A 16,311-nucleotide genomic window follows, 5' to 3' on the forward strand; every position below is an offset into this window, starting at 1 on the left:
TGATGAAGGCAACGAAACTGGCCGTAATTACCCTTTTTGCACTGATGGCCGTCAGCGGTATCGGTGGCGTTATGCTTGCAGGTTACTCGTTTATTGTTCGCGGCGGTGTTGGCTGAGGTATCCGGCCATGCGTTCAAACAGGCGATCCACCACAATCGCCGCCAGCGCAACCAGAACCGCCCCCTGAATAATATAAGCCGTGTTAAACCCGCTTAACCCAATAATGATTGGCGTCCCCAGCGTATTGACCCCGACCGTCGACGCGATGGTTGCCGTACCAATGTTGATGATCACGGACGTCCGCACACCGGCAATAATCACCGGTGCGGCCAGCGGCAGTTCAACCTTCAGTAGCCGCTGCCAGGCGCTCATCCCCATCCCTTCCGCTACGCTCAGCACCGATGCAGGCACCGCCGCAATCCCCGCCAGCGTCCCTTGCAGAATGGGCAACACGCCGTACAAAATCAGCGCAATGATGGCAGGCTCCTGCCCAAAACCGATCGCCGGCACGGCAATCGCCAGCACGGCCACCGGCGGGAAGGTCTGCCCCGTTGCGGCGATGGTCTCCACCAGCGGACGGAACTCCCTGCCCGCAGGCCGCGTCACCGCAATACCGGCGCCTGTGCCCAGCACGATGGCAATCACGCTTGACACCGCTACCAGCCAGAAGTGCGCCAGGGTGAGATTAACAAAGCTCTCCTGCTGGTACACCGGGCGCGGCAGCCCGGGAATAAGCGCATTAAACAGCGCCGCGCTGTGCGGCATCAGGTAGAGTAAGGCGATAAACAGCCCTGTCAGCCAGAGTAACGGATCACGGACCCACTTCACGCGTCACCTCCCCCGCCAGCAGATCGCGAAAATGGATTGTCCCGCATGGTGTCCCCTGCCCGTCCGCAACGGGTAACACCTCACACTGCCGGGCGACAAACGCCGAAAGGGCATCGCGCAGGCTCATCCCGTCATGCAGCGGTTCACCAACGATTTGCGCATCCTGCGGACGCAGATAGTCCCTGACGGTGCGCAGCGAGAGCAGCCTGACACCCAGCTCGCTGCGGCCAAAGAACTCACGCACAAAATCGTTTGCCGGCGACGTTAACAGCTCAAGCGGCGTACCCTGCTGGACGACTTCGCCGTGATCCATCAGTACCAGACGATCGGCCAGCCGCAGTGCTTCGTCGATATCATGCGTCACCAGCACGATGGTACGCCCGAGAATACGGTGGATGCGGCTCATCTCGGCCTGAAGTGCGCCGCGGGTGACCGGATCCAGCGCGCCGAAGGGCTCATCCATCAGCAGTACCTGCGGGTTAGCGGCCAGCGCGCGCGCCACCCCGACCCGCTGCTGTTGTCCGCCGGAAAGCTGGTGCGGGTAGCGGTCGCGAAGCGACGCGTCCAGGCCCAGCAACGCCATCAACTCGTCGACACGCTCATTGATCTTCCCCCGGGACCATTTTTCCAGCTGTGGCACGGTGGCAATGTTCTGCGCCACCGTCCAGTGGGGAAACAGGCCGATGGACTGAATGGCGTAGCCCATACGCCGCCGCAGCTCCAGCACCGGCAGGCTGCGGATCTCCTCTCCGGCAAAGCGAATCGTCCCGCTGTCGTGCTCCACCAGCCGATTGATCATCTTCAGCGTCGTCGATTTTCCCGACCCCGACGTCCCGATCAATACCGAGAACGCCCCCTCGGCAAAATGCAGATTGAGATGGCTTGCCGCCGGACGGCCCGCAAAGGTTTTACTCACATCATGAAATTCAATCATTGGCTCTTCTCCTGAGCAGCGCGAGCCACAGGGCAAACAGGGCATCCAGCACGACCGCCAGCGCAATCGTGGGCACAACGCCCAGCAACACCAGATCCAGCGCGCTGCTGAGCAGCCCCTGGAACACCAGCGCCCCAAAGCCGCCCGCCCCGATCAGCGCGGCAATCACCGCCATCCCCACGGTTTGCACCGTCACCACCCGCAGGCTGCGAACCAGCAGCGGAAGCGCAAGCGGCAGCTGTATTTTCCAGAAACACTGGCGCGCACTCATCCCCATCGCATGGGCGCTTTCCAGCACGTCGGGCGGAACCTGGCTTAACCCAGCCACCACGCCGCGCACCAGTGGCAGCAGCGCATACAACACAAGGGCAATCAGCGCCGGGGTCAGCCCGGTTCCGGCAATGCCTGCCGCGGCCAACGCAGGGAAGGATTTAACCAGACCGGCGAGGGGGGCAATCAGCAGGCCAAACAGGGCAACGGAGGGGATGGTCTGAATAACGTTGAGCACGGTAAAGACGGCACCCTGGCGGCTGGGATGTCGGTAGCACCACATGCCCAGCGGCACGCCCAGCAGCAGCGCCGGGACCAGCGTCCCGAACAGGATCGTCAGATGTTGCGCCAGCGCGTTGTCAAACACCTCCTGACGGTTGACGTACTCTTTTAACAGCGAGAGTTGATTCAGCTCGCCGCTGAAGAGGATCAGCAGGGGGATAACCCAGAATTGCGCGTTCAGCAGCCAGCGCCACACAGGTATCGGCGTCAGGCGGCGAATGGCATCGCTACAGGCCAGCAGGCAGAGTGCCAGCCACAGCCACAGGCCGCTGCCAATCGACGTGCGCGCCAGCGGGCTTTCAACCGAGGCCATCTGCGTTGCCGCCTGTCCTGCGCTCCAGAACAGTACGATAAACAGCGCTTCGCTGAGCAGAAGCGTCAGCCACAGCGCGTTTCGCCCCGGCCAGAAGGCTAAGACTACGGTACTCGCCAGCGCCGCGCCCAGCAGCAGCGGCGTAAATGCCCAGATCTGCCACAGCGCGCGCGGTTCGCCCGACACCAGACGGTTTGGCGCGACATTCACAAAAGGTAACGCGACCGCCGCGATGGCCACACAGGCCAACAGCAGCAGAACGCGGTTATGGCATTTTATTGGCACAGCCTTGTCCCGTTACTTCACAAGCCCTTGTTGTTTGAGGAAGTCGGCAGCCACTTTTTTGGCATCCAGCCCCTCTACGGCAATGCTGGCATTCAGCTGTTGCAGCGTTTTCGCATCCAGTTTTTCAAACACCGGTTTGAGCCAATCGTCGATATCCGGGTAGGCTTTCAGCACCGCCTCGCGCACGACCGGGGTTGGGGCGTAAATTGGCTGAACGCCTTTCGGGTCGGTCAGGGTTTGCAGACCAAGCGCCGCGACCGGGCCGTCGGTGCCGTAAGCCATCGCCGCGTTGACGCCGGAGGTTTTCTGCGCCGCCGCCTTAATGGTCACCGCCGTGTCGCCGCCCGCCAGAGAAAGTAGCTGTGCCTGATCGAGCTTGAAATCATAAGCTTTTTCAAACGCTGGCAGGGCATCAGCGCGCTCGATAAACTCTGCCGAGGCCGCGAGCTTAAACTCGCCCTTCTCTTTCAGGTAGCGGCTGAGATCGTCAAGCGAGGTGAGCTTGCCTTTCTCGGCGATATCTTTGCGCACCGCGATGGTCCAGGTGTTGTTGGCCGGTGCCGGTGTAAGCCAGACCAGCTTATTTTTTTCCGCGTCCAGCTTTTTGACTTTTTCGTACCCGGCTTTGGCATTTTTCCAGGCCGGATCGTTTTCATCCTTGAAGAAGAATGCCCCGTTGCCGGTGTATTCCGGGTAGATATCCAGCTCGCCGGAAGTGATTGCACCGCGCACGACAGGCGTGGTGCCAAGCTGCACTTTATTGACCGTTTTCACGCCGTGGCTTTCGAGTACCTGCAAAATGATATTGCCGAGCAACGCGCCCTCGGTATCAATTTTGGAACCCACCTTAACCGGCTCTGCGGCCTGTAACGGCAGGCTCAGCGCCGCCAGTAGCACCGCCGACCCTGTTATCCCCTTAATAATCGTCATTCTACTTTCCTCATTATTTTGTGGCCTTTTTCATAGGCTTGAGAGAAAAGCGTAGCTTAAAACAGTGAATTTAACCGTTTTTCGTACCAGATGAGAGGCATCCCCCGCCAGGCGGGGGATAGGGAGAAAGGTAAGATTATTGCAGTTCAAACTCGGCTTTGTTCACGCGGGCGGAATCCACGCCGATGAAGACGTTGAATTTGCCAGGCTCGGCATCGTATTTCATCTGCTGATTCCAGAACTTCAGCGCATTTACGTCAATCGGGAAGCTGACCGTTTTGGTTTCGCCCGGTTTCAGGTTGACCTTTTCGAAGCCGCGCAGCTGTTTCACCGGACGGCTCATGGAGGCCGTGACATCCTGAACGTACATCTGGATCACCGTCGCGCCTTCGCGTTTGCCGCTGTTGGTCACTTCCACGCTGGCGGTCACTTTGCCGTCACGCTTCAGGGTCGGCGCCGACATTTTCACGTCAGAGACCTTAAACGTGGTGTAGCTCAGGCCATAGCCAAACGGATAGAGCGGGCCGTTAGCCTCGTCGAAGTAACGGGACGTGTACTTGTTCGGCTTGTCGGCGTTGTACGGACGACCGGTGTTCAGGTGGCTGTAGTAAACCGGGATCTGCCCGACGGAGCGCGGGAAGGACATCGGCAGCTTGCCGGACGGGTTGTAATCGCCAAACAGCACGTCGGCAATGGCGTTACCGCCTTCGGTACCGGCGAACCAGGTTTCCAGAATGGCGTCAGCCTGCTGGTCTTCTTTCACCAGCGCCAGCGGACGCCCGTTCATCAGCACCAGCACCAGCGGCTTGCCGGTGGCTTTCAGGGCCGCGATCAGGTCACGCTGGCTTTGCGGGATCGTGATGTCGGTCCGGCTGGAGGCTTCGTGCGCCATCCCCTGCGCTTCACCCACCACGGCGACCACCACGTCGGACTGCTTCGCGGCGTTAACCGCTTCGTCGATCATCTCTTTCGGCGTGCGTGGATCCACCTTCACCGCTTCCTCGTACTGGTTGAGGAAGGTCACGATGTCTTTATCGTCGGTGACGTTTGCGCCTTTGGCGTAAACCACTTTTGCATTATCACCCACGGCGCTCTTAATGCCTGTCAGCACGGTAACGGACTGATCCGCCACGCCTGCGGCGGACCAGCTGCCCATGACGTCACGCTTGCTGTCGGCCAGCGGACCGACCACGGCAATGGTGCCGGATTTTTTCAGCGGCAGCGTGTCGAGACGGTTTTTCAGCAGTACCAGGCTTTCGCGCGCCACTTCGCGGGCTTCTTTGCGGTGCAGGCGGCTTTCAGCATTGGTGTCTGCCGGGTCAGACTCCTTCGGCCCCAGATGGCTGTAAGGATCGTTAAACAGCCCCATGTCATATTTCACGTTCAGCACGTGGCGAGCGGCATCGTCCAGCTCCGCCATCGTCACCTTGCCGCTCTTCACCAGCCCCGGCAGGTATTTGCTGTAGTATTCGTCGCTCATGCTCATGTTGATGCCGGACTTGAGCGCCACGCGTACCGCATCTTCCGGGTCAGACGCTGTGCCGTGCTTGATCAGCTCTTTAATCGCCCCGTGATCCGAAACGGTGATGCCCTTGAAGCCCCACTGGTCGCGCAGCACATCTTTCAGCAGCCACGAATCGGAGGTGGCAGGCGTGCCGTTGAGAGAGTTCAATGCCACCATCACCGCGCCGCTGCCCGCGTCCAGCCCCGCTTTGTACGGCGGCATATAGTCGTTAAACAGGCGCTGCGGACTCATGTCCACGGTGTTGTACTCTTTGCCGCCTTCCACCGCGCCATAGGCGGCGAAGTGCTTGACGCTGGTCATCACCGAGTAACGATCTGCCGGACTTTTGCCCTGCATCGCTTCCACCATGGTTTTGCCCATCGTAGCGGTTAAATAAGTATCTTCCCCAAAGCCCTCCGAAGCACGGCCCCAGCGCGGATCGCGGGAGACGTCTACCATCGGCGCCCAGGTCATGTTCAGGCCGTCGTCTGCGGCTTCATATGCCGATACGCGCCCGACGGTTTTCACCGCATCGAGGTTAAAGGAGGAGGCTAAGCCGAGGCTAATCGGGAAGACGGTACGCTGGCCGTGCACCACGTCGTAGGCGAAGAACAGCGGAATTTTCAGGCGGCTCAGTTCCATCACCTGATCCTGCATTTTGCGGATATCCTGGCGGGTAACGGTGTTAAAAATGGCTCCTACCTGCCCGTCTTTGATCATCTCGCGAATGGCTTCTTTCGGGTTCTCCGGGCCGACGCTGATCAGGCGCAGCTGGCCGATTTTCTCATCGACCGTCATCTTTTTGAGTAAATCCGTGACAAAGGCGTCGCGGGCTTCAGGCGTGAGCGGGTGATTACCAAACAAATCCTCTGCCAGCGCAGGTTGCAGCGCCAGGCTGACGGCGACACCTACATAACATAGCCATTTCATGTTGTTATTCTCTCTCATCAATAACCGCGGGAAGCACCCGGCCAGACCGTGCGAAAAGCGCAGTGTGCCACAAAGCCTGAAAACCTTGCAGGGTTATTCTCTGATTTTTCTCATGAATACCCGACCGCTCAACGGCTAATCGCGCTATGCTTTACAGCGAGAAATTTGCCCCACCACAAGGAGTGGAAGATGTCTTCTGTTCGAACTAACGATAACACTACTTTTATTAACGAACTGTCGCGCCTGGTTGGTCACTCTCACCTGCTTACCGACCCGGCCAAAACCGCCCGCTACCGTAAGGGCTTTCGCTCCGGCCAGGGCGACGCGCTGGCGGTGGTCTTCCCCGGTACGTTGCTCGAACTGTGGCGCGTGCTCAGCGCCTGCGTTGCGGCAGACAAGATTATTTTAATGCAGGCTGCTAACACCGGCCTGACTGAAGGCTCCACGCCGAACGGCAACGATTACGATCGTGACATCGTGATTATCAGCACCCTGCGCCTCGACAAACTGCACCTGCTGGACAAGGGCGAACAGGTACTCGCCTTCCCCGGCACCACGCTCTACTCGCTGGAAAAGGCGCTTAAGCCGCTGGGTCGCGAACCGCACTCGGTGATCGGCTCTTCGTGCATTGGTGCCTCGGTGATCGGCGGGATCTGCAATAACTCCGGCGGCTCGCTGGTGCAGCGCGGCCCGGCCTACACGGAGATGTCGCTGTTTGCCCGTATCGATGAAAACGGCAAGCTGACGCTGGTTAACCATTTGGGGATCGATCTGGGTGTAACGCCAGAGCAGATCCTCAGCAAACTTGACGATGACCGCGTGAAGGACGAAGACGTTCAGCACGATGGCCGTCACGCGCATGACCACGATTACATCACCCGCGTGCGCGATATCAATGCCGATACGCCAGCGCGCTATAACGCCGATCCGGATCGCCTGTTTGAATCCTCCGGCTGCGCGGGCAAGCTGGCCGTTTTTGCGGTGCGCCTCGATACCTTCCCGGCAGAGAAAAAGCAGCAGGTGTTTTACATTGGCACCAATCAGCCGGAGGTGCTGACGGAGATCCGCCGTCATATTCTGGCCGAGTTCACTCACCTGCCGGTGGCGGGCGAGTATATGCACCGGGACATTTATGACATCGCTGAGCGCTACGGCAAAGATACCTTCCTGATGATCGACAAGCTCGGCACCGACAAAATGCCGTTCTTCTTCACCATGAAGGGCCGCACCGACGCGATGCTGGAGAAAGTGTCGCTGTTCAAACCGCACTTCACCGACCGCTTTATGCAGAAACTGGGCAACGCCTTCCCGGCGCATTTACCGGAGCGGATGAAGACCTGGCGCGATAAGTATGAGCACCACCTGCTGCTGAAAATGGCCGGGGACGGAATTGCCGAAGCGCAGAGCTGGCTCACCGAGTTCTTCAAAACTGCCGACGGGGATTTCTTCGCCTGCACGCCGGAAGAAGGCAGCAAAGCCTTCCTGCACCGCTTCGCCGCGGCGGGTGCGGCTATCCGTTATCAGGCTGTGCATTCCGAAGAGGTAGAGGATATTCTGGCGCTGGATATTGCCCTGCGTCGCAACGATACCGAGTGGTTTGAACATCTGCCGCCGGAGATTGACAGCAAGCTGGTGCACAAGCTCTATTACGGCCACTTCATGTGCTATGTCTTCCACCAGGATTACATCGTCAAAAAAGGGGTGGATGCGCATGCGTTGAAAGAGCAGATGCTGGCGTTGCTGCACGAGCGTGGCGCGCAATATCCTGCCGAGCATAACGTGGGGCATCTGTACAAAGCGCCGGAGACGCTTAAACAGTTTTATCGCAAAAATGACCCTACAAACAGTATGAACCCCGGCATTGGTAAGACAACGCGGAAGAAATACTGGAAAGAGAGTGCCGAAACAGAGAAGCAAAATACGCAAGCCTCTGATGAACGCCTATAGCCAAATTTAAGAGATTGTTAAGCTCTCCTCAATCGTACTAGAGTATCTGCCTGTTGCCAGAGAAACGTTTCTCTGGCTTTCCAAACAAGGAGCGGGCAGAACATGTCGGCTGTAGAGATTTTACCCGAAACTGAAATCGAGGTGCGCGACGCCCTTCCTGACGATGCACATGCCATCTCGGCGATATACGCCTGGCATGTGCTTCATGGCCGTGCGTCCTTCGAGGAAGTTCCCCCCACCGTCGATGAGATGCGTCAGCGGATGAAGAGTGTGACCGACAGCGGTTTACCGTGGCTGGTTGCGCTGTATCGCGGCATTGTCGTCGGCTACTGCTACGCCACGTTTTATCGTCCACGTCAGGCCTACCGGTACACCCTTGAGGAATCCATCTATGTGGATGCCAGCACCACCGGGCGCGGGTTTGGCTCGGCGCTGATGGATGCCCTGATTGCACGATGTGAGCAAGGTCCCTGGCGGCAGATGATTGCTGTGGTCGGTGACGGAAACAATAATGCGGGATCGCTACGGCTGCATAAAAAACATGGCTTCGAGGTTGTCGGTCAACTGCGCAGCGTAGGGTATAAGAAGGGCGACTGGCGGGATACGTTGATCATGCAGCGTCCACTCAACGATGGTGACTGGACGCTGCCGGAGTAGGCGCTTTCGCCCGGTGGCGCTCCGCTTACCGGGCCTACGTATCGGGGCCGCTTTAGGGCCGTAGGCCGGGTAAGGCGAAGCCGCCACCCGGCACAGACAGGCGACTCAGTCGTTCTGCGCCGTCGCCATCTGTTCCGCTTTCTGCTTTTTATACGCCAGCGCTGAAGCCGGCACCGGCTGCACTTTCCCGGTTTCAATCCAGGTGCGCAGGCGGCTGGCATCCGCAAAGTGGGTATATTTGCCGAAGGCATCCATCACCACCAGCGCCACTGGTTTACCGTTAAACACGGTGCGCATCACCAGGCAGTGCCCTGCCGCATTGGTGAATCCGGTCTTGGTTAACTGAATATTCCAGTTATCGCGATACACCAGATGGTTAGTGTTGCGGAACGGCAGCGTATACGCCGGGTTCGAGAATGTCGCCATCTCCTCACGCGTGGTGCTGAGCTGACCAATCAGCGGGTATTGCTTACTGGCGATCAGCAGCTTGGTTAAATCACGCGCCGTCGAGACGTTATGGATCGACAGACCGGTTGGCTCCACGAAATGGGTATTTTTCATCCCCAGCGCTTTGGCTTTGGCATTCATCGCGCGGATAAACGCGTCGTAACCGCCAGGATAATGGTGGGCAAGGCTCGCCGCCGCGCGGTTCTCTGAGGACATCAGCGCCAACAGCAGCATATTTTTACGGCTGATTTCACTGTTCAGACGCACGCGAGAGTAGATCCCGTTCATCTCTGGCGTGTGGCTGATATCCACTTTTAGCTTTTCGTCCAGCGGCAGTCGTGCATCAAGCACCACCATCGCGGTCATGACTTTGGTTATGGAAGCGATCGGGCGCACCAGATCCGGGTGACTGGCGTAGATCACCTTGTTGGTATTCAGGTCAAAGATCATCGCGCTGCCGGACGCAATCTGGGGTTGCGCAGCAGCGGTGGCAACTGCGGGCGTTTTGGCGATGGCTGGCGCGGTAGCGGAGACGCCCAACAGTAGCGCAAGACTAAGGAGTGACACTCGAAATTTCAGCATGATGAGACTTCTGATAATGATTCACGCACGTTATGACGTACACCGCCTGTGTCGACGGATAAACACAGGCTGGCTTCGGCATCATAGCGGTCACCGTGCGTTGTCGCCAGCGGAGAATCATAACCAGATGCTGCATTGCTGGCATTTACGCCAGCAATGCAGGGGACTTAAAAGAGACGGTATCCATAACCCCAAAGAATAACTGTCAGGGCCAGTAGCGCCTCAAGGACCAGCACGCCGATGGCAAGCGTAGAGCTGGAGAAGCTCAGGCCCTCTTCTTTATTGATGTTGAGGAAGGTTGGCACTCCTACATACAGCAGATAACCGGTGTAAAAGAGGGCAACCGTACCGATCAGCGCGCACAGCCAGACCAGTGGATAGAGCGCAACAATACCGCTTAAGAACAGCGGGGTCGCGACGTATCCGGCGAAGACCATACAGTGTGCCAGCGACGGGCGCTGCGGATAGTTGCGCGCCATCCAGTGGATGACCCGCCCCATTACCGCCACCCCGGCCAGCATCAGGCCATAAAACAGAATGGCCAGGTACAGTCCGGTAAACCAGGAAAGCTGAACCACGGTGCCGTCACCAAAGTTCCAGCCTATTTGCGTAGTACCAATAAACGCGCAGACCACCGGCACCGCTGCCATCAGCAGGACGTGGTGGGTGTAGTGATGCGCGACCGTTTCGTTCTCGTTACGGATGACCTGCATTTCACGATCGGGATGGGAGAAAAGTCCCCAGACATGGTTCATAACGCCCCCTTGTTGTCGGCCCGTCAGCGATAGCTAAAGTATAATGCAGGCTTTAGATTATTTTATGTACAGTGGGAAATTTCCGTTGATTGCCGCGTGGTTGATGGATGGGGTATATGATTAACGCAGGCACAGTAAGGGAGACGACATTTACTTAATGGATATCAACGGTCTTATTGAACAATATGGATACGCCGCGCTGGTCATCGGCAGCGTGGCAGAGGGTGAAACCATCACGCTGCTGGGCGGAGTGGCCGCACATCAGGGATTGCTTAAATTCCCGCTGGTGGTCGCCGCCGTCGCACTGGGCGGTATGATTGGCGACCAGCTGCTCTACTTTCTGGGTCTGCGCTTTGGTCCGACGCTTTTACAACGTTTTGCTAAGCATCAAAAGAAAATTCTTCGTGCTCAGCGGCTTATCCAGCGGCATCCCTATATGTTTGTGATTGGCACCCGCTTTATGTATGGCTTTCGCATCATTGGGCCAATATTGATTGGCGCGAGCCGCTTACCGCCGAAAATTTTCCTGCCGCTGAACATTATCGGGGCGATTGCCTGGGCGTTGATTTTTACCACGCTTGGCTACGTGGGTGGCGAAGTGATAGGCCCGTGGCTGCATAATCTCGATCAGCATCTTAAACACTGGGCCTGGTTGATCCTGGTTGTTGCGGTGGTGATTGGGGTACGGCTGTGGCTCAAGCATCGTGAAAAGCGGCGGGATGAAGAGTGAGTGCGGCCTGCTGCCCCTCACCCTACCCCTCTCCCCAAAGGGGAGAGGGAACTCTATACACCCTCTCCCCTTTGGGGAGAGGGCTGGGGTGAGGGGAATGTTTATTCTGCTGGCTTAAACTGCGGATTCGCCAGCATAAAACCACCGTCGACGATAAACGACTGCCCGGTGGTGTAGCTGGCGTCGCTGTCACACAGCCACGCCACCAGGCTGGCTATTTCTTTGGTATGCCCTGGCCGTGCCAGCGGGATTTCCGGCATTGAGCCTTCTTTCACTTCGCTGTCGTCCATATCATTCATCGGCGTGGCGATCGCACCAGGCGCAACGGCGTTCACCAGAATCTTATGTTTAACCAGCTCCAGCGCCATCGATTTTGTTAACCCGCCCAGGGCATGTTTGGCCGCCGTATAGGCGCTGGCGTCCGGCAATGGTGTATGTTCATGCACCGAGGTGATGTTCACGATCCGCCCCCCTTCTTCCTGCTTCACCATCTGACGCGCCGCGATTTGCGAGCAGAGAAACGCGCCGTCCACGTCAACGGTGAATATGTGCCGCCAGTCGTCAAACGACAGGTCCAGAAATGGCGCTTTGTTCATCGCCCCGGCATTGTTTACCAGCACATCCAGCCGCCCGAAACGCGTAATCAGGGTTTCAATGGCCTTTGCGCCTTCCGGCAAATTGCTTAAGTCGAGCTGGATGGCCTCGGCACGCTGCCCGCGCGCTTCAATTTCACGGCAGGTTGCCAGCGCCCCTTCCTCATCTGAATGCCAGGTCACCCCGATATCAAACCCGCGTTCGGCCAGCATCAGGGCCGTCGTTTTGCCAATTCCTGAATCCGATGCGGTAACAATTGCGACTCGCGTCATACTCACCTCCTGAAAATCTGCAAAGAGGTAAGTATAGATAATGCGCGATTTTAGCTGTGATGATATCCGCCACCCAGCGCGGAGGTGAGCTGGAGCGTAGCATCCACGTACTGACCTTTCAGCATCAACCCGGCAATACGCTCTTTGAGCGCCGGAATTTTTGCTTCACTCACCCGCGAGCCGGCAATGATCCCCGCGCTGAAGCGCGCCTGTGCCAGCGCAACGACGCGCGCCGCATCTTTTTCGATCTGCTGCTGGTGCTGATTTTTGGCGGTCAGGGTTTCCACTTCGCTGGCCGTCCGGGCAACCTGGTTTACGGCGTCCACTACGGCCTTGTTGTAGTTCGCCACGGAGAGGTTGTTTTGCGCCTGGGCGATATCCAGGTTCGCATTCAACCGACCACTGTCAAAAATTGGCAGCGTCAGCCCCGCGGTTACGCCCATTTGCTGAGCAGATGAGCGGAACAGGTCGCTAAGGTGCAACGCATCCTGCTGTAAGAACGCCATCAAATTGATGTCAGGGTAGAACGCGGCTCTGGCGGCATCCACTTCGCTCATGGACGCTTCGATATACCAGTGCGCCTCCTGCAAATCCGGGCGGCGAGCCAGCAGCTCATAACCGAGCGTTGACGGCAGCGACGCCTCTGCGTCAGGTAAGGCATGCCGGGCGAGCGTGACTGAAGGGGTATTGGTCAATGCATTCAGACGCGCCTCAATGGCCTTCATTTTGCCGTGCACGTCAGCGAGCTGTTCATCGGTTTTGCTGGCATTGATATCTGTTTCAACGCCTTCCACCGAGGAGGTAATGCCGTGCTGATAAAGCTCACGATCGGCACCGATGATATTTTCCTGCTCCCGTTTGATCTGCGCGAGCACGTCACCCACCGCGGCCTCGGTCTGCCAGTCCCAGTACAGCCGCGCGACGCTGCTGGCGAGCAGCTGTCGGGTCTGCTCCAGCTCCGCTTTTTGCGCATTCACCTTACCGATGCGGGCCTCAATTTGGGCGCGGTTTTTACCCCATAAATCCAGATCCCATCCGGCCGTCAGACCAAAGGTGCCGTTGGTGTACCAGGGTCCGGTTGTCCCCGCCGCCGGGTCAGTCAGGGCGAATGGCCCCATCAGCCCCTCTGCCGACATCTTTTGCCGTTCCACATCTGCGGAAAAATCCATTTGTGGACCATCAGCAGCGACAGCGGCTTTCGCCTGTGCTTCTGCCAGGGTGATGCGCTGCCGGGCAATTTGCATATCCGGCGCATCCGCCAGCGCTTTAGCGATCAGCGCGTTGAGCTGAGGGTCATTAAAATCTTTCCACCATTCGTTTTTTGGCCAGTCGGCATGACTTAGTTGGGTATTTACAGCAGCGGCGGCGGCTTGCGTTTTCACTGGAGACACCGTGGCATGCTCCGGCGCGCAGGCGGCCAGCATAAAAATAAGGGGAGCACTCAGAGATAAAGTAAGAGAACGTTTCATTACGCCATAAACTCAAAAAAATAAAGGCGCAACTTACGCTTACTGACGTTCCGTTTTTTAGTAACGCGTGGCAATCCGCATATTGTTATACATTTTCATATCCGGAAATTTATTCCCCAAGCGAATGATTTAATTTCACCTATTCATACCAATTATGAATTGACTGCTACACTTACTGACGACAGACATACGCAGGAGAAGCGAATGAAAATATTATTGTGGGTTATTTTGATTATATTTCTGATAGGGCTGCTGGTGGTAACCGGTGTATTCAAAATGATTTTCTGATACGTTTGCCCGGCTCCGCGCCGGGCAAACGTATTCACACTTCGCTCAGTGCTTCGACTGGATCACACGGGCAATATCCGCCGACGTCTGTAGCGTACGGATCTCCTGAAATAATCCCAGCGCGTCGTCGTACTCTTTCCGTAAATAACTCAGCCACTGCTTAATGCGCGCGACGTGATACAACCCGGTATCGCCCTGCTTTTCCAGCCGCGTGTATTTTTGCAGGAGTTTCACCACGTCCGCCCACGGCATCCGCGGCTCATTGTATTTCACCACCCGGCTGAGGTTCGGCACGTTCAGCGCACCGCGGCCAATCATCACGGCATTACAGCCGGTCTCTTTGAGGCAGGCCTGCGCGCTCTCATAATCCCAGATTTCGCCGTTAGCAATCACCGGAATAGTAAGCCGTTTGCGGATCTCGCCAATCGCCTGCCAGTTAATGCGCTCGGCTTTATAACCATCCTCTTTGGTTCGCCCGTGCACCACCAGCTCGGTGGCGCCCGCCTGCTGCACCGCGTCGGCAATTTCAAACTGCCTGTCGCCGCTGTCCCATCCCAGACGCACTTTGACCGTCACCGGTAGATGCGATGGCACCGCCTCACGCATGGCCTTTGCGCCGCGATAAATCAATTCCGGATCTTTGAGTAACGTCGCCCCGCCGCCGCTGCCGTTGACCAGCTTTGACGGACAGCCGCAGTTAAGATCGACACCGTACGAGCCAAGCGCTACCGCGCGGGCGGCGTTTTCCGCCAGCCACTCAGGATACTGGCCGAGCAGCTGGACGCGCACCAGCGTACCGGAGGGGGTGCGGCTCTGACGATGCAGTTCCGGACAGAGACGATAAAATGATTTTTCTGGCAGCAACATATCGACCACGCGCAAAAACTCCGTCACGCAGAGATCGTAATCGTTCACCTCGGTAAGCAGCTCGCGCACGAGAGAGTCGAGCACGCCTTCCATCGGGGCCAGTAAAACACGCATTCTGAGTACCTGTGAAAAAAGACGCGCTATAGTAGCTGCTCTCTATGTATGTTGAAAGCCCGGCGTTCCATTCTGGAATGTCTGGTATGCCCAAAATTCATGATGTGATCCGTGGCACATTTTCAGGTTTAATTGTATGATGAATACGTCTCAGCAAGGACTTTCACCATGAGCAAATCACTGAATACTATCTGGCAATACCTTCGCGCCTTCGTCCTGATTTATGCCTGCCTGTACGCCGGCATTTTTATCGCGTCGCTGCTGCCTATTACCATCCCCGGCAGCATTATCGGCATGTTGATCCTGTTTGTGCTGCTGGCATTACAGGTGCTGCCCGCGAAATGGGTCAACCCGGGGTGCTTCGTTCTCATTCGCTATATGGCCCTGCTTTTTGTGCCTATCGGCGTTGGGGTTATGCAGTATTACGATGTGCTTAAGGCGCAGTTCGGCCCGATAGTGGTCTCCTGCGCCATCAGTACGCTGGTAGTTTTCCTGGTCGTCAGCTGGAGCTCACACATTGTGCATGGCGAACGTAAGGTCATCGGGGAGAAAACAAAAAAATGATGGCGAATATCTGGTGGTCCCTGCCGTTAACCCTGGTGGTGTTCTTTGCTGCGCGTAAGCTTGCGGTTCGTTTCAAAATGCCGTTGCTCAACCCGCTGCTGGTCGCCATGGTGGTGATTATTCCTTTTCTGCTGCTCACCGGCATTTCTTATGAACGTTACTTCGCCGGGAGCAAGATCCTCAACGATTTGTTGCAGCCTGCCGTGGTGGCGCTGGCGTTTCCTTTATATGAGCAACTGCATCAGATCCGCGCGCGCTGGAAATCCATCATAACCATCTGCTTTGTGGGTAGCCTTGTTGCGATGATCACCGGTACCTCGGTGGCCTTATTGATGGGCGCATCGCCGCAGATCGCCGCCTCTATTCTGCCTAAATCCGTTACTACGCCGATTGCCATGGCCGTGGGCGGCAGTATCGGCGGCATTCCGGCCATCAGCGCCGTGTGCGTGATTTTCGTCGGTATCCTGGGCGCGGTGTTTGGTCATACGCTGCTGAATATCATGAAAATTCGGACCAAAGCGGCGCGCGGTCTGGCGATGGGTACCGCCTCGCACGCGCTGGGCACCGCACGCTGCGCGGAGCTGGATTATCAGGAAGGGGCATTCAGCTCTCTGGCGCTGGTGATCTGCGGGATTATAACCTCCCTGCTTGCGCCGTTTATCTTCCCGATTATTCTGGCAGTAATGGGCTAAAATTTGCGATGCGTCGCGCAAATTTCATTTTCATTTCATAAGTTGCATACATAATGA

General features: G+C 57.2%; 16 protein-coding genes. 6 read left to right on the forward strand and 10 right to left on the reverse strand.

Translation table 11 applies throughout. The features are described 5' to 3' along the window. Positions 1-2 precede the first annotated feature (2 nt). Positions 3-116, forward strand: coding sequence for a protein YohO (locus tag ACOTX2_RS02125; RefSeq protein WP_022648678.1), 114 nt, complete (start codon positions 3-5; stop codon positions 114-116). Here the strand turns inward: ACOTX2_RS02125 and ACOTX2_RS02130 are convergent. The 5 genes from ACOTX2_RS02130 to bglX form a co-directional block, all read right to left on the reverse strand. Further along, complete coding sequence (locus tag ACOTX2_RS02130; RefSeq protein WP_063147713.1) at positions 91-828, reverse strand: ABC transporter permease; 738 nt, start codon at positions 826-828, stop codon at positions 91-93. The genes ACOTX2_RS02125 and ACOTX2_RS02130 overlap by 26 nt on opposite strands. Beyond that, a complete protein-coding gene (locus ACOTX2_RS02135; RefSeq protein WP_063147712.1) occupies positions 812-1,762 on the reverse strand; it encodes an ABC transporter ATP-binding protein in 951 nt (316 codons plus the stop codon). Before ACOTX2_RS02135 ends, ACOTX2_RS02130 begins: the two co-directional genes overlap by 17 nt. Further along, positions 1,755-2,912 (reverse strand): ABC transporter permease, encoded by a 1,158-nt coding sequence (locus ACOTX2_RS02140; RefSeq protein WP_063147711.1) that lies wholly within the window; start codon positions 2,910-2,912, stop codon positions 1,755-1,757. The genes ACOTX2_RS02135 and ACOTX2_RS02140 overlap by 8 nt, the downstream gene beginning before the upstream one ends. A 12-nt stretch (positions 2,913-2,924) precedes the next feature. Then, positions 2,925-3,842, reverse strand: coding sequence for a glycine betaine ABC transporter substrate-binding protein OsmF (osmF, locus tag ACOTX2_RS02145; protein WP_022648682.1), 918 nt, complete (start codon positions 3,840-3,842; stop codon positions 2,925-2,927). A 136-nt stretch (positions 3,843-3,978) separates the two neighbouring features. Continuing rightward, positions 3,979-6,276 carry a beta-glucosidase BglX gene (gene bglX / locus ACOTX2_RS02150; RefSeq protein WP_063146228.1) on the reverse strand — a complete coding sequence of 766 codons (2,298 nt, stop codon included), beginning with the start codon at positions 6,274-6,276 and terminating at the stop codon, positions 3,979-3,981. Positions 6,277-6,465: 189 nt separating this feature from the next. Here bglX and dld point away from each other — a divergent pair, with 189 nt between their 5' ends. Both dld and ACOTX2_RS02160 read left to right on the forward strand, forming a co-directional pair. Then, positions 6,466-8,223 (forward strand): D-lactate dehydrogenase, encoded by a 1,758-nt coding sequence (dld, locus tag ACOTX2_RS02155; RefSeq protein ID WP_038416416.1) that lies wholly within the window; start codon positions 6,466-6,468, stop codon positions 8,221-8,223. Positions 8,224-8,325: 102 nt separating this feature from the next. Further along, positions 8,326-8,880, forward strand: coding sequence for a GNAT family N-acetyltransferase (locus ACOTX2_RS02160; RefSeq protein WP_022648685.1), 555 nt, complete (start codon positions 8,326-8,328; stop codon positions 8,878-8,880). A gap of 105 nt (positions 8,881-8,985) precedes the next feature. Here ACOTX2_RS02160 and pbpG read toward each other — a convergent pair whose 3' ends face one another. Both pbpG and ACOTX2_RS02170 read right to left on the reverse strand, forming a co-directional pair. After that, positions 8,986-9,909: a D-alanyl-D-alanine endopeptidase gene (pbpG, locus tag ACOTX2_RS02165; RefSeq protein WP_063147710.1), complete on the reverse strand. Its 924-nt coding sequence runs from the start codon at positions 9,907-9,909 to the stop codon at positions 8,986-8,988. A gap of 167 nt (positions 9,910-10,076) precedes the next feature. After that, the gene (locus ACOTX2_RS02170; protein WP_003859296.1) at positions 10,077-10,664 is read right to left on the reverse strand and encodes a Yip1 family protein; all 588 of its coding nucleotides are present in this window, start codon (positions 10,662-10,664) and stop codon (positions 10,077-10,079) included. A 157-nt stretch (positions 10,665-10,821) separates the two neighbouring features. Here ACOTX2_RS02170 and ACOTX2_RS02175 point away from each other — a divergent pair, with 157 nt between their 5' ends. Then, positions 10,822-11,394: a DedA family protein gene (locus ACOTX2_RS02175; RefSeq protein ID WP_063147709.1), complete on the forward strand. Its 573-nt coding sequence runs from the start codon at positions 10,822-10,824 to the stop codon at positions 11,392-11,394. Between the two features lie 101 nt (positions 11,395-11,495). Here the strand turns inward: ACOTX2_RS02175 and ACOTX2_RS02180 are convergent, their stop codons facing one another. The 3 genes from ACOTX2_RS02180 to dusC all read right to left on the reverse strand — a co-directional run bounded on the left by ACOTX2_RS02180 (position 11,496) and on the right by dusC (position 14,998). Then, positions 11,496-12,260, reverse strand: a complete 765-nt coding sequence (locus ACOTX2_RS02180; RefSeq protein ID WP_063147708.1) for an SDR family oxidoreductase — start codon at positions 12,258-12,260, stop codon at positions 11,496-11,498. Positions 12,261-12,310: 50 nt separating this feature from the next. Beyond that, positions 12,311-13,729, reverse strand: coding sequence for a multidrug resistance outer membrane protein MdtQ (gene mdtQ, locus ACOTX2_RS02185; protein ID WP_048965843.1), 1,419 nt, complete (start codon positions 13,727-13,729; stop codon positions 12,311-12,313). Positions 13,730-14,062: 333 nt separating this feature from the next. Next, a complete protein-coding gene (dusC, locus tag ACOTX2_RS02190) occupies positions 14,063-14,998 on the reverse strand; it encodes a tRNA dihydrouridine(16) synthase DusC (RefSeq protein ID WP_023306604.1) in 936 nt (311 codons plus the stop codon). 168 nt (positions 14,999-15,166) lie between these two features. On the opposite strand from dusC, the gene ACOTX2_RS02195 reads away from it, so the two are divergent. Both ACOTX2_RS02195 and ACOTX2_RS02200 read left to right on the forward strand, forming a co-directional pair. Further along, positions 15,167-15,562: a CidA/LrgA family protein gene (locus ACOTX2_RS02195; protein ID WP_022648690.1), complete on the forward strand. Its 396-nt coding sequence runs from the start codon at positions 15,167-15,169 to the stop codon at positions 15,560-15,562. Continuing rightward, positions 15,559-16,254, forward strand: a complete 696-nt coding sequence (locus ACOTX2_RS02200) for a CidB/LrgB family autolysis modulator (RefSeq protein ID WP_022648691.1) — start codon at positions 15,559-15,561, stop codon at positions 16,252-16,254. The genes ACOTX2_RS02195 and ACOTX2_RS02200 overlap by 4 nt, the downstream gene beginning before the upstream one ends. Positions 16,255-16,311: the final 57 nt, after the last annotated feature.

Origin of the sequence: Enterobacter cloacae complex sp. IR5412 (genome assembly GCF_049237385.1) — a bacterium.
Taxonomy (GTDB): Bacteria; Pseudomonadota; Gammaproteobacteria; order Enterobacterales; family Enterobacteriaceae; genus Enterobacter; species Enterobacter intestinihominis.